Raw genomic sequence first — 13,773 nt, 5'->3', positions numbered from 1 at the left:
ACCATGAGTTTGCTCAATATCGGGATGTCGGGGCTTAACGCCGCTCAAGGATCGTTGTCGGTCTTGAGTAACAACATCGCCAACGCCAACACCTCGGGCTATTCGCGTCAGCAGACCACCCAGAACGCGAACGCGTCGAACCCCTACGGCGGCGTATACATCGGTAGCGGCACCACCCTGGCCGATGTGCGCCGGGTATATAACGAATTCCTGGACGCGGCTTACCAGAACAGCACGGCACTCAATAACGATGCCAAGGCCTATTCGAGCCAGGCGAGCGCCATCGACAAGACCTTGTCGGACAAGACCACCGGCATGTCCTCGGTGCTGGGGGCGTTCTTCTCCGCCGTGCAGACCGCCGCGTCCAACCCCAGCGACGTTTCTGCCCGACAAGTGCTGTTGACCAGCGCCCAGACCCTGAGCAACCGTTTCAACGCGATCTCCGGCCAGCTCAACCAGCAGAAAGAATCGATCAACGGCCAGTTGGGCACCATGAGCGATCAGGTCAACCAATTGACCTCGTCGATCGCCTCGCTCAACAAGCAGATCACCCAGGCCCAAGGCTCAACCACCACGGCGCCGGCCAACCTGCTGGATGCGCGTAACGAAGCGGTACGTTCGCTCAATGAGTTGGTGGGGGTCACCGCCAGCGAAAAGAACGGGATATTCAGCGTCAGTACCGGCACCGGGCAGTCCCTGGTGTTGGGCGACCAGTCCAGCACCATTTCGGCAGTGCCGAGCCAAAACGACCCGAGCCAGTACACCATCCAGCTCAATGCGGGTGGCGGAACCTCGATCGACCTGGGCAATGTGCTCAGTGGCGGTAGCATCGGTGGCCTGTTGCGTTATCGCAGTGACGCCTTGATGCCGGCCATCAATGATTTGGGGCGTATCGCCATTGCCACCGCCGATACCGTCAACAGCCAGCTCGGCCAAGGCCTGGATTTGAACGGCGACTTCGGCGTGTCCCTGTTCAAGGACGTCAACAGCGCTGTCGCCATCTCGCAGCGCAGCCAAGGCGCGGCGGGAAACAGCGCCGGTTCCGGTAACCTGAATGTCAGCATCAGCGACACCAGCAAGCTGTCGACCTACGACTATAAAGTCACCTTCAGCAGTGGCAATAACTACACGGTGACGCGTTCCGACGGCAAGGCCATGGGCGCGTTTGACACCACCACCACGCCGCCGCCGGTGATTGATGGTTTTACCCTGGCCCTGGACGGCAAAGGCCCGGTGGCCGCGGGTGACACCTTCAAGGTCAGCCCGACCGCCAACGGTGCCACCGGTATCGGTACCCAACTGACCGACGCCAATAAAATCGCATTCGCCGGGCCTTTGCTGGGCGAGGGCAGCAAGACCAACCAGGGCACTGGCACCTTTACCCCGCCGAGCCTGACGGTGCCGATCGACATCGATGGCGGCGCGGCGACCGCTCAGCTGCGTACCGGGATTGAACACTCGATGCCGGTCAAGATGGTATTCGGCAAGCCGGCCACCGACGGCACTCAGCCGTACACGCTCAACGATGCCCAGGGTAACCCGATTGGTACCGGCACCATCGTTCCAGGCCAAGGCAACAAGATTACGGTCGCCGTACCGATGCGCGATGCCAGCGGGACCTTGCTCACCCCGGCACAGAGCTTCAGTTTCGATACTACGGTCGGCGGCTCGCCTGCCGACGGTGACAGCACCTCGTTCTCGTTCAACGCCGCGGGCCGCTCGGATAACCGCAATGCCCTGGCATTGCTGGACCTGCAAACCAAGGCCTCGGTCGGCCTGGCCGATGGCAGTGGCGGTGGTGTGAGCCTGGTGACGGCCAACAGCCGCCTGGTCTCGACCGTGGGTGCCAAGGCCGCTTCGGCCATTACCGACACCACGGCAACCGGCGCATTGCTCAAGGCCAACCAGGACGCGCGCAACTCGGTGTCCCAGGTCAACCTGGATGAGGAAGCGGGCGACATGATCAAGTTCCAGCAGTACTACACGGCGTCGTCGCAGATCATCAAGGCTGCGCAAGAAACCTTCAGTACATTGATCAATAGTCTTTAAGGGAGTCTGGGACGATGCGTATTTCTACTGCTCAATATTTCGAAACCAGTTCCGCCAAGTATTCGGACAACTATTCCAGCGTGGTGAAGGCTCAAGACCAGGCCAGTTCCGGTGTGCGTGTGCAAACCGCCGGGGATGATCCGGTCGCCGCCGCGCGCTTGCTGTTGCTGCAACAGCAGAAAGACATGCTGGGCCAGTTCAACGGCAATATCACCAGCCTGAAAAACTCCCTGACCAACGAAGAAAGCGTGCTCGGCGCGATCAACGATGCCTTGCAGCGCGCCACTCAGTTGGCCCTGCGTGCCGGTGGTTCGTTGAGCGACGCCGACCGTCGCTCGGTTGCCAGTGAAGTGGGGGCGATCGAGGATCAGGTCCTGGGCTTGCTCAACAGCAAGGACTCTTCCGGCAACTACCTGTTTTCCGGTTCCAAGACCCAGACCCCGCCCTACAGCCGTAACAATGATGGCACCTACAGCTATCAGGGCGACGAAACACCGCTGAGCCTGCAAGTGTCGAATACGTTGACGGTCAACGCTGGCGATACCGGCAAGACGGTTCTGGAGGGCGCTGCCAACTCCAGTCGCACCCAGGCCACGTGGCTTGCACCTGTGCCCCAGACGGTGCCGCCGACGGTCAATGACAACAAGGTTGCGCTGTCGGCCGGGCTGGTGACGTCGAGCTCCGACTACGCCAGTAAGTTCGCCGACGGCGAGCCGTACAAGCTGACCTTTACCAGCAGTACTCAATACAAGGTGTCCGATAAGAACGGCACTGACGTGACTTCGGAGATTGCCGGCAACGGTACCTTCGACGCCACCAAGGAAGGCAGCACCAGCGTGGCGCTGCGTGGGGTGAAGTTCGACATCACCATGAACCTCGGCGACGTTGCTCCGGGCGCCAACTCCGATGCGCTGGTCAAGGATCGTTCGTTCAGCCTGGAAGCCAAGCCGGATACCTTCAGTATCTCGCGCACGCCGAGCAACGCGTCCACGGCACAATTGAACAATGCCACCGTGTCCAGCCAGGCGGGCTATGCCAGCACGTTCCCGACCAACAGCGGGGCGCTGATCAAGTTCACCAGCGCCACCGCCTATGAGATGTATACCCAGCCCTACACCGCCAATAGCAGGCCCATTGCCACCGGTGATACCGGCGGCGGGACAACCTTGACCGCGGCCGGGGTGACCTTTGACATCAGCGGCGGGACGCCGCAAGCGGGCGATCAGTTTTCCGTGGGGGCCAATACCCAGAAAACCCAGAATGCGCTGGACACCCTTGGCCAATTGCGCAAGGCGCTGGAGCTGCCCGCCGACGGCAATCCGGCGGCGACCGTCAAGCTCAAGGACGTGTTGGATGCTTCCATCGCCAACCTGGCCAATTCAATGTCGCAGATCACCAACGTGCGGGGTTCCATCGGTGCGCGGGGCAACGCCCTGGACATCCAGTCTGACGAAAACACCAGTATCGGCCTGGCCAACACCAGCACCATGAGTGACCTGGCCAACATCGATATGGGCGAGGCGGCGATCAATCTGACGCTGCAGCAAACCATGTTGCAGGCCTCGCAATTGGCGTTCGTCAAAATCTCCCAGTTGAGCCTGTTCAACAAGATGTAAGCGGCGTCTAGCCAAGCGGCCCGCTCTGGAAACAGGGCGGGCCGTTTTCGTTTCTGGGGTTTAATTGTTTGAAGGTTTTGCACAAAGCACACACAATTGAGTGACCTGTGAGTCATAAAGCGCATCTTCACTGTATCGTGTGAAAAGGATAAGTCGTCACAGGGTCCTTGCGGGGCGGCTTTCAGCGAGATTTTTATGGGGTTATCCCCTTTATTGTCCAGCACTCCAGGCGTCGTCCGAGGGGTGTTCTCCAGCTATTTAGTATTGGGAAGCCACAATGATTGGCATAAAAAGCATCGCCAGTTACGTGCCGGCAGACGGGATCGATAACTACGCCCAGGGTGCCAAATTCGCCAAGGATGAAGAGTTCATCATTGGCAAGATCGGGTCGGCGTTTCTGCCGCGCAAGGAAGCTGCGCAGGAAACCTCCGACCTGTGTGTCGAGGCGGTCAACGCTTTGTTTGCCAACAACCCGGATTTGAAGCGCGAGTCCATCGACGCACTGATCGTCGTCACCCAGAACGGCGACGAAGAGGGTTTGCCCCACACCGCCGCCATCGTCCAGGACAAGCTGGGCCTGCCGACCCACGTGGCGGCCTTCGATATTTCCCTGGGCTGCTCGGGCTACGTCTACGGTATCTACGCAATGAAAGGCTTCATGGAAGCCACCGGCCTGAAAAACGGCCTGCTGGTCACGGCCGATCCGTACTCCAAGATTGTCGACCCGGAAGATCGCAACACCACCATGCTGTTCGGCGATGCCGCCACTGCCACGTGGATGGGCGAAGACGCGTCGTGGTTGCTGGGCAAGGCGAAGTTCGGCACCGACGGTTCCGGCGCGCCGCACCTGAAGGTCAGTGATGGCGTGTTCTTCATGAACGGCCGCCAGGTGTTCAACTTCGCATTGCTCAAGGTGCCGGCACACCTGCATGAGCTGCTCGATGAGTCGCAGCTCAAGGCCGACGACATCGATGCGTTCTGCATTCACCAGGGCAGTGCGGCGATTGTCGATGCCGTGGCGCGGCGTTTCGAGGATGCCCCGGTGGACAAGTTCATCAAGGATATGGTCGAGACCGGTAACACCGTGTCGTCGAGTATTCCATTGCTGCTGGAGAAGCACGTGATGGACGCTACCTGGAAGCGCGTGGCCATCAGCGGTTTTGGCGTGGGCCTGTCGTGGGGCTCGGCGATTCTGCATCGTCCGTGACGCGTCGGTAGACTGAGTTCGCCGCAAAAGCAAACGCCGATGATCGAAAGATCATCGGCGTTTTTTATTTGGCGCCAAAAAAACCAGAAAATCCGGTGGGAAAAGTCAGCCTAAAGCCTTGAATTACAAGGGATGGCACGAGGCCAGTAAAAAAAATAAAAAAAAGGCTCAAGCAACCGCCTACCACGACGATAACTATTACGTAGGTTCTCAGGCCACACCCGGCGGTTGCCAGGGCCGGAAGCCGCAGTATCCATCCAACGAGGATTTCGTCATGGCTTTAACAGTAAACACCAACATTGCTTCGATCACTACCCAGGGCAACCTGAACAAAGCTGGCGGCGCCCTGGCCACTTCCATGCAGCGCCTGTCTTCCGGCCTGCGTATCAACAGCGCTAAAGACGACGCTGCCGGCTTGGGTATTGCTACTCGCATGACTAGCCAAATCAATGGCCTGGGTCAAGCAGTGAAGAACGCTAACGATGGTATCTCCATCGCGCAAACCGCTGAAGGCGCAATGCAGGCTTCGACCGACATTCTGCAAAAAATGCGTACCCTGGCTCTGTCTTCGGCTACTGGCTCCCTGAGCACCGACGACCGTAAGTCGAACAACGACGAATACCAGGCTCTGACTTCGGAACTGACCCGTATCTCGCAAACCACTACTTTCGGTGGCCAGAAACTGCTGGACGGCTCTTACGGTACCAAAGCTATCCAGGTTGGCGCCAACGCTAACGAAACCATCAACGTAAGCCTGGACAACGTTGCTGCCAACAACATCGGTTCGCAGCAGATCAACAGCCTGGGCATCACCCCTGGTGCTGGTGTTGCTGGTGGCGCAATCGCTGTGACTGGTAACGGTCAGACTACCAACGTAACCGTAGCTGCCGCTGCTTCCGCTAAAACCATCGCTGCCCAACTGAATGGCGCCGTCGGTGGCCTGAGCGCTACTGCCAGCACTGAAGCTCAGTTCGTTGTCGGCGCGGGTGCTGCTGCTGCTCCGGCTTCGTTCACCATGACCGTTGGCGGCCAAGCCACCACGTTCATCGGCGTAACCGATACCGGCAGCTTGGCTGAGCAACTGAAGTCCAACTCCGCCAAACTGGGTATCAGCGTTAACTACGATGAATCCAAAGGCACTCTGTCGGTTAAATCCGACACCGGTGAAAACCTGGCCTTCAGCGCTTCGACCGCTGCCGGTACCATCACTGTTGCGACCAAAGACGGTTCCGGTGCCTACGGTACTGCCACTGCCCTGGCTGACGGCATCATCGCTACCGGTGCTGTGAACATGAACTCCTCCAAGGGTTACTCCCTGGAAGGTGCTGGTGTGACCGGTCTCTTCGGCGCCGCTACTTCGGCTGCTTCGGCCAAGGTTACGGTTTCGCAGACTGACGTGACTGACGCCACCAAGGCCCAGAACGCAGTGTCCGTAATCGACCAGGCTATCGCTACCATCTCCAGCTCCCGTTCGGGCCTGGGTGCGGTTCAGAACCGTCTGACCAGCACTGTGGATAACCTGACCAACATTCAGAAAAACACCACGTCTGCCCGTAGTACTGTTCAGGACGTCGACTTCGCTTCCGAAGCCGCTGAACTGACCAAGCAGCAAACCCTGCAGTCGGCTTCCACCGCGATCCTGTCGCAGGCTAACCAACTGCCATCCGCTGTACTGAAGCTGCTTCAGTAATTACAGCGCTGGGTAAATGACGGGAGGGCGCGTTTACGTGCCCTTTCGTCTTTTCCAATCAGAGGAGATTGGGCATGGACATGAATGTAAAACTGAACTTGTCTTATCCGCTACAGGCCCCTCAAGGCACTGTGGCACCTGTGGTTGCTGACAAAGATAAGACTAAGGTTGAGCCGGCCGCGCCAGCCACCGGTAAGTCCCAAAAGGACGATCTGGAAAAAGCGGTCACCGATATTAAAGAATTCGTACAAGCGGCCCAGCGCAATCTGGATTTTTCCATTGACGCTTCCACCCATAGGGTTGTGGTCAAGGTCATTGCCACCGACACCGGTGAAGTGATCCGCCAGATCCCCTCGGAAACGGCCTTGAAGCTGGCGCAAAGTCTGTCCAGCGCCAGTCACGTGTTGTTTGACGACAAGGCTTGAGCTGGCATGAAACTTGTTGCTGTTACGGCTTGAAGTGTTGTTCGTCAAGATAACGGCAGCCACCGTAAAAGGAGAAAGATGATGGCGGGTACAACGATTACTGGCGTGGGGTCGGGCTTCGATACCCAGGCAATTGTAAAGTCCCTGGTAGATGCCGAGCGAGCGCCGAAACAGTCGCAGATCAATACCCAATCGCAAAAGGCAACTACCCAGCTGTCGTCGATCGGCAAGATCCAGGCTGCCCTGGACGCCTTCCGTGGTGCGCTGACCAGCATGGGCACCGACAACAGCTTCAGTGGCTTGACCGGTACCTCTTCGGATGAAAAGGTCGCCACCATGACGGCCAACCAAGGTGCGGCGAACGGCAGCTTCTCGCTGATCGTCAACCAGCTGGCCATGCCTTCGAAGCTATCGACCAAAACGTTTGCCGGTGGCCAGTCGACAGTCGTCAACGCCGGCACCACGGCGACAACGCTGACAATCACGCAGTCGGGCAAGAACTTTGATTTGAGTGTGCCGGCAGGCGCGACACTGCAACAGGTGCGTGATTCGATCAACTCCACGTTCGGCACCGCCGGCCTGAGTGCCAACATCCTCACCGACTCCACCGGTTCGCGTCTGATCCTGACCTCCACCAATAGCGGGGTCGGTTCGGACCTGACGATGTCGGGCAACTCTGGGATTGATACTGGCTACACGGTAGTCAGCGCGCCTCAGAACGCCAAGTACACCATCGATGGCATTGCGGCGGAGTCCAAGTCCAACAGCATCACGGATGCGGTGAGTGGGGTAAGCATCAAGTTGCTGTCGCTGTCGCCTACGGTCACGGCCAACGATCCGAATACAACCAACCCGCTTCGTACCGCCATGACCATCTCGGTCACTACCAGCGCCACCGCGCTGAAGTCCGGGGTCAAGGGCTTTGTCGACAGCTATAACGCCCTGCTCAAGGCCATGAACGCCGAGACCAAGGTCACCAAGGACGCCGCGGGTAACTCCATCGCCGCGACCCTGACCGGCGACTCGACCATGCGCACCTTGCAGTCGGCGATCCGCAACGAGTTCAACGCGCTTTCGGGGAACGGCACCTTGAAGTCCCTGGCGCAGTTCGGTGTCACAACCGATCAGGATACCGGCGCGCTGAGCATCGATAGCAAGCAGTGGGATAAGGCGGTGCTGACCAATGCCGCTGACATCAACAGTATCTTCAGCGGCAAGACTGGCTTGCTGGCGCGCCTGACGGCCGCTACCGACGCGTATGCCAAGCCGAGCACCGGGATTCTGGCCACGCGTACCACCTCGTTGGCCGACAGCCTGAAAGACCTGACCAAGCAGCAGACCGATCTGGATGACCGTCTCACCACCATGCAGGACGCCTTGACCCGCAAGTACACCGCCATGGATACGCTGGTAGCGCAGTTGCGTCAGCAGAGCACCAGTATTCTCGGTACGCTCAATGCAATCAGTGGCTCAAAAAGCAGCAGCAGTTGATTGACTGCGCCTGAAAAAGCCCGGGTCCGTTGACCTGGGCTTTGTTCTTTGTAGAGCCGCCGGGTTAAAGTTTTTTGCGACCCGGTCGACATAATGGTTACTGCAATCCTTCCAGCTGTTGCCTGTCACGAGGTAGAAAATGAATCCCATGAGAGCCCTTCGCCAATACCAGAAGGTCAATTCCCATGCCCAGATCTCCGAAGCCAGCCCGCATCGCCTGGTGCAGATGCTGATGGAAGGCGGCCTGGACCGCATGGCGCAAGCCAAGGGGGCGCTGGCGCGTGGCGATATCGCTCAGAAGGGCCTGATGCTGGGTAAGGCCACCGACATCCTGATCGGCCTGCGTGATGGCCTCGATGCGGAAAAAAGCGACAACAAGGAATACGTCCAGCAACTGGAAGGTCTGTATGTGTACATGACCAACCGCTTGATGCAGGCCAACCTGCACAACGATGCCGAGATGATCGACGAAGTCGCTCGTCTGCTGATTACCGTAAAAGAAGGCTGGGATGCCATTGCCGCACCGCAGGGTGCCGCACAATAAGGCCATCGGCCTTGAGGAACTCGTCATGAGCCAAGCACTGCAACGCATTGATGAAACCCGCGACGCCTTGATCGACGCGCTGGCCGAACGTAACTGGGACGCCATCGGCGAACTGGATATGGGCTGTCGCAGTGTGATCGAGGAGGTGCTGAGCGAAGCGCCGGTGGACGAGGATGCGTTGCGAGAGAAACTGGAGAGCCTGCTCGCGGTTTATCAGCAGTTGCTGGAAGTGACGACCGGCGAACGCCAGGCGATTTTCGAAGAGATGTCGCAGATCAACCAAGCGAAAAAGGCGTCAAAGGTTTACCATCTGTTCGGTTGAACGGGCGCAGTTAATCCGAACGGCGCGTCATATATTTGACTGTGCCAGCATTTTTGACTTAACTAGTGCTGTTTTCAGATTTCAGACGTCTAGTAAGTAAGAAGTCTTACAAGCGTCTAGATTGCCCTCACTCTGGGGCAGAGCGTTTACTAGGGAAGTTGCTATTGCATGTGGCGTGAAACCAAAATTCTGCTGATTGATGACGATAGCGTCCGTCGCCGCGACCTGGCGGTGATTTTGAATTTTCTTGGCGAAGAAAATCTGCCCTGCGGTAGCCACGATTGGCAGCAGGTGGTCAGCTCATTGTCATCGAGCCGTGAAGTCATTTGTGTGCTGATCGGGACGGTAAACGCTCCTGGTGCAGTTCTGGGCTTGTTAAAGACACTGTCAACCTGGGATGAGTTCCTTCCGGTGTTGCTAATGGGCGATATTTCTTCTGTCGACCTGCCGGAAGACCAGCGCCGCCGTGTACTTTCCACCCTGGAAATGCCGCCCAGCTATAGCAAATTGCTCGATTCCCTGCACCGCGCCCAGGTCTATCGCGAGATGTACGACCAGGCCCGCGAACGCGGTCGCCACCGTGAGCCCAACCTGTTCCGCAGCCTCGTCGGCACCAGCCGTGCGATCCAGCACGTGCGCCAGATGATGCAGCAAGTGGCCGATACCGACGCCAGCGTGCTGATCCTCGGCGAGTCCGGCACCGGCAAGGAAGTGGTCGCGCGCAACCTGCACTATCACTCCAAGCGCCGCGACGGGCCATTCGTGCCGGTCAACTGCGGGGCAATTCCTGCAGAGCTGCTCGAAAGCGAACTGTTCGGCCATGAGAAGGGCGCCTTTACCGGGGCTATCACCAGCCGTGCCGGGCGTTTCGAACTGGCCAACGGCGGCACCCTGTTCCTTGACGAAATCGGCGACATGCCACTGCCGATGCAGGTCAAGCTGCTGCGCGTGCTGCAAGAACGCACCTTCGAGCGCGTTGGCAGCAACAAGACCCAGAGCGTGGACGTGCGCATCATCGCGGCCACCCACAAGAACCTCGAAAGCATGATCGAGGTCGGCAGCTTCCGCGAAGACTTGTACTACCGCCTCAACGTCTTCCCGATCGAGATGGCCCCGTTGCGTGAGCGCGTGGAAGACATCCCGTTGCTGATGAACGAGCTGATCTCGCGCATGGAGCACGAAAAGCGCGGCTCGATTCGCTTCAACTCCGCCGCGATCATGTCGCTGTGCCGCCACGGCTGGCCGGGCAACGTCCGCGAACTGGCCAACCTGGTGGAGCGCATGGCGATCATGCACCCCTACGGTGTGATCGGCGTGGTCGAGCTGCCGAAAAAATTCCGTTACGTCGACGATGAAGACGAGCAGTTGGTGGACAGCCTGCGCAGTGACCTGGAAGAACGGGTCGCCATCAACGGGCATACCCCGGACTTCGGTGCTACCGCCATGTTGCCGCCGGAAGGCCTGGACCTGAAGGACTACCTGGGCAACCTGGAACAAGGGTTGATCCAGCAGGCCCTCGACGACGCCAACGGCATCGTCGCCCGTGCCGCCGAGCGCCTGCGCATCCGCCGAACCACCCTGGTGGAGAAGATGCGCAAGTACGGTATGAGTCGTCGAGAAGGTGATGAACAGGCAGATGATTGACGCCTGTTTTTCAAGCCACTGTTTTATAGGTGGTTTTTTTTAGGCACGGGTATTGCTACAGCCCTCGCAACGTTCCGTTTAACTGACGGTCAGCCAAGCGAGAGAGCATGATGCCCCACGCCGCCCAACTAACTTCGGTCCCTGATCTCCAGGGACTTGTCCCGTCTGTAGAGCAACAGAGCCGCCAGGGCCTGGAGCAGGCGTTTTCGCTGTTCAACCAGATGTCCAGCCAACTGACTGATTCCTACAGCCTGCTGGAGGCTCGGGTCTCCGAGCTCAAGGGTGAGCTGGCCGTGGTCAGTGCCCAGCGCATGGAAGAGCTGGCCGAGAAAGAGCGCCTGGCCAACCGTCTGCAAAACCTGCTCGACCTGTTGCCCGGCGGCGTGATCGTCATTGACGACCAGGGTCGCGTGCGCGAAGCCAACCCGGCCGCCTGCGACATGCTCGGCCTGCCGCTGGAGGGCGAGTTGTGGCGTGAAGTGATCACCCGCTGCTTCGCGCCGCGCGAAGACGACGGTCATGAAATCTCCCTCAAGGACGGGCGCCGCCTGTCCATTGCCACCCGCTCCCTGGACGCCGAGCCCGGCCAGCTGGTGCTGCTCAACGACCTGACTGAAACCCGTCACCTGCAAGACCAGTTGGCGCGGCATGAGCGGTTGTCGTCCCTGGGGCGGATGGTCGCTTCTTTGGCGCATCAGATCCGTACGCCGTTGTCGGCCGCGTTGATCTACGCCAGCCATTTGACTGATGAGCAATTGCCCGCCGCCACCCAGCAGCGTTTTGCCGGGCGCCTCAAGGAACGCTTGCATGAACTGGAGCACCAGGTGCGCGACATGCTGGTGTTTGCCCGCGGCGAATTGCCGCTGACCGACCGCATCACGCCGTCGGGGTTGATGCAGTCGTTGCAGGCGGCGGCAGCCACCCATATCCAGGAAGCCAATGTGCGCTGGCAGTGCGACAGCCACCTCGGCGAGTTGCTGTGCAACCGCGACACCCTGGTGGGCGCCTTGCTCAACCTGATCGAAAACGCCACCCAGGCCAGCGGCCCCGGCGCACGGCTCAAGGTGCACTTGTATACGCGCGGGCAAACCCTGCGCCTGTGCATCAGCGACAGCGGCAGTGGCATCGAGCCGGCGGTGCTGCGGCGCCTGGGTGAACCTTTTTTCACCACCAAGACCAACGGCACGGGCCTCGGCCTGACCGTGGTCAAGGCAGTGGCGCGGGCTCATCAGGGAGAATTGCAGCTGCGTTCCCACCTGGGGCGCGGCACCTGTGCATTGATGACCTTGCCGCTGTTCGTCAGCGCGGCAAGCGCGGAGTAAAGAGCAATGGCTATCAAGGTTTTATTGGTGGAAGACGATCGCGCCCTGCGTGAGGCATTGGCTGACACGCTGCTGTTGGCGGGCCATGACTACCGGGCGGTCGGTTCTGCCGAGGACGCCTTGGAGGCCGTCGAGCAGGAGTCCTTCAGCCTGGTGGTCAGCGACGTGAACATGCCTGGCATGGATGGCCACCAGTTGCTCGGCCTGCTGCGTGCGCGTCAGCCGCAGTTGCCTGTGTTGCTGATGACCGCCCATGGCGCGGTGGAGCGGGCGGTGGACGCCATGCGCCAAGGGGCGGCGGACTACCTGGTCAAACCATTCGAACCCAAGGCGCTGATCGAACTGGTCGCTCGGCATGCCCTGGGTGTGATCCCGGCCACCGACGGCGAAGGTCCGATTGCCTTCGAGCCGGCCAGTGCCCAATTGCTGGAGCTGGCGGCCCGTGTGGCGCGCAGTGACTCCACGGTGTTGATTTCCGGCGAGTCCGGCACCGGCAAGGAGGTACTGGCGCGCTATATCCACCAGCAATCCAGCCGCGCCAAGCAACCGTTTATCGCCATCAACTGCGCCGCGATCCCCGACAACATGCTCGAAGCGACGCTGTTCGGCCATGAAAAAGGCTCGTTCACCGGCGCCATCGCGGCCCAGCCCGGCAAGTTCGAGCAAGCCGACGGCGGCACCCTCCTGCTCGACGAAATTTCCGAAATGCCCCTGGGCCTGCAAGCCAAGTTGCTGCGGGTGTTGCAGGAGCGTGAAGTGGAGCGGGTCGGCGCACGCAAGCCGATCCAGCTGGATATCCGTGTGATCGCCACGACCAACCGCGACCTCGCGGGCGAAGTGGCGGCAGGGCGTTTTCGTGAGGACTTGTTCTATCGGCTTTCGGTGTTCCCCCTGGCCTGGCGCCCGTTGCGCGAACGCCCGGCAGACATCCTCCCGCTGGCCGAGCGGCTGCTGAACAACCACGTCAAAAAAATGAAGCACGCCCAGGCGCGGCTGTCGGCCGATGCCCAGGCCTGCTTGATCAGCTACCCATGGCCCGGCAACGTGCGGGAATTGGACAACGCAATCCAGCGCGCGCTGATTTTGCAGCAGGGCGGCTTGATCCAGCCTCAGGATTTCTGCCTGGCCATGGGCAGTGGCGCCGCGCCGCTGCCGAGCCTGGCGCCCGCTCCGGTCGTCGCCGAAGCCGAGTCTGCCGGTGCCCTGGGTGACGACCTGCGGCGCCGCGAATTCCAGATGATCATCGACACCCTGCGTGCCGAGCGCGGCCGTCGCAAGGAGGCTGCCGAACGCCTGGGCATCAGCCCGCGCACCCTGCGCTACAAGCTGGCGCAGATGCGCGATGCTGGTATGGACGTGGAAGCGTATCTTTTTGCCACCTGATCCGTAACGAGACTGACAAGGTTTGTCGCCTTTTCTTACGAGTTGCTACAGAGCTGGCACCCTTGTTGCTACCTCCCCAG

General features: G+C 59.8%; 11 protein-coding genes. All 11 read left to right on the top strand.

The genetic code is table 11. The features are described from left to right. Positions 1-3: 3 nt before the first annotated feature. The 11 genes from flgK (at position 4) to A7317_RS20825 (ending at position 13,693) form a co-directional block, all read left to right on the top strand. Positions 4-2,049: a flagellar hook-associated protein FlgK gene (gene flgK / locus A7317_RS20875; protein ID WP_024076726.1), complete on the top strand. Its 2,046-nt coding sequence runs from the start codon at positions 4-6 to the stop codon at positions 2,047-2,049. 14 nt (positions 2,050-2,063) lie between these two features. Then, complete coding sequence (locus tag A7317_RS20870) at positions 2,064-3,665, top strand: flagellar hook-associated protein 3 (RefSeq protein ID WP_024076725.1); 1,602 nt, start codon at positions 2,064-2,066, stop codon at positions 3,663-3,665. Between the two features lie 277 nt (positions 3,666-3,942). After that, positions 3,943-4,872 (top strand): ketoacyl-ACP synthase III, encoded by a 930-nt coding sequence (locus tag A7317_RS20865; protein WP_024076724.1) that lies wholly within the window; start codon positions 3,943-3,945, stop codon positions 4,870-4,872. A gap of 274 nt (positions 4,873-5,146) precedes the next feature. Continuing rightward, positions 5,147-6,562 carry a flagellin gene (locus tag A7317_RS20860; protein ID WP_024076723.1) on the top strand — a complete coding sequence of 472 codons (1,416 nt, stop codon included), beginning with the start codon at positions 5,147-5,149 and terminating at the stop codon, positions 6,560-6,562. A gap of 74 nt (positions 6,563-6,636) precedes the next feature. Then, positions 6,637-6,987 carry a flagellar protein FlaG gene (locus A7317_RS20855; RefSeq protein ID WP_024076722.1) on the top strand — a complete coding sequence of 117 codons (351 nt, stop codon included), beginning with the start codon at positions 6,637-6,639 and terminating at the stop codon, positions 6,985-6,987. A gap of 81 nt (positions 6,988-7,068) precedes the next feature. Beyond that, positions 7,069-8,478, top strand: a complete 1,410-nt coding sequence (gene fliD, locus A7317_RS20850; RefSeq protein ID WP_024076721.1) for a flagellar filament capping protein FliD — start codon at positions 7,069-7,071, stop codon at positions 8,476-8,478. A 139-nt stretch (positions 8,479-8,617) separates the two neighbouring features. Beyond that, positions 8,618-9,022 carry a flagellar export chaperone FliS gene (gene fliS / locus A7317_RS20845; RefSeq protein WP_024076720.1) on the top strand — a complete coding sequence of 135 codons (405 nt, stop codon included), beginning with the start codon at positions 8,618-8,620 and terminating at the stop codon, positions 9,020-9,022. 25 nt (positions 9,023-9,047) lie between these two features. Then, positions 9,048-9,344 (top strand): flagellar protein FliT, encoded by a 297-nt coding sequence (gene fliT / locus A7317_RS20840; protein ID WP_024076719.1) that lies wholly within the window; start codon positions 9,048-9,050, stop codon positions 9,342-9,344. Between the two features lie 168 nt (positions 9,345-9,512). Then, a complete protein-coding gene (locus tag A7317_RS20835; protein ID WP_024076718.1) occupies positions 9,513-10,988 on the top strand; it encodes a sigma-54 dependent transcriptional regulator in 1,476 nt (491 codons plus the stop codon). Between the two features lie 110 nt (positions 10,989-11,098). Continuing rightward, the gene (locus A7317_RS20830) at positions 11,099-12,310 is read left to right on the top strand and encodes a sensor histidine kinase (RefSeq protein ID WP_069077440.1); all 1,212 of its coding nucleotides are present in this window, start codon (positions 11,099-11,101) and stop codon (positions 12,308-12,310) included. 6 nt (positions 12,311-12,316) lie between these two features. Beyond that, entirely contained in the window at positions 12,317-13,693 is a 1,377-nt protein-coding gene (locus A7317_RS20825; protein ID WP_024076716.1) for a sigma-54-dependent transcriptional regulator, read from the top strand. Positions 13,694-13,773 lie beyond the last annotated feature (80 nt).

It is taken from the genome of Pseudomonas fluorescens (assembly GCF_001708445.1).
GTDB lineage: Bacteria > Pseudomonadota > Gammaproteobacteria > Pseudomonadales > Pseudomonadaceae > Aquipseudomonas > Aquipseudomonas gorinensis.
This window is presented reverse-complemented; position numbering and strand designations above follow the sequence as displayed.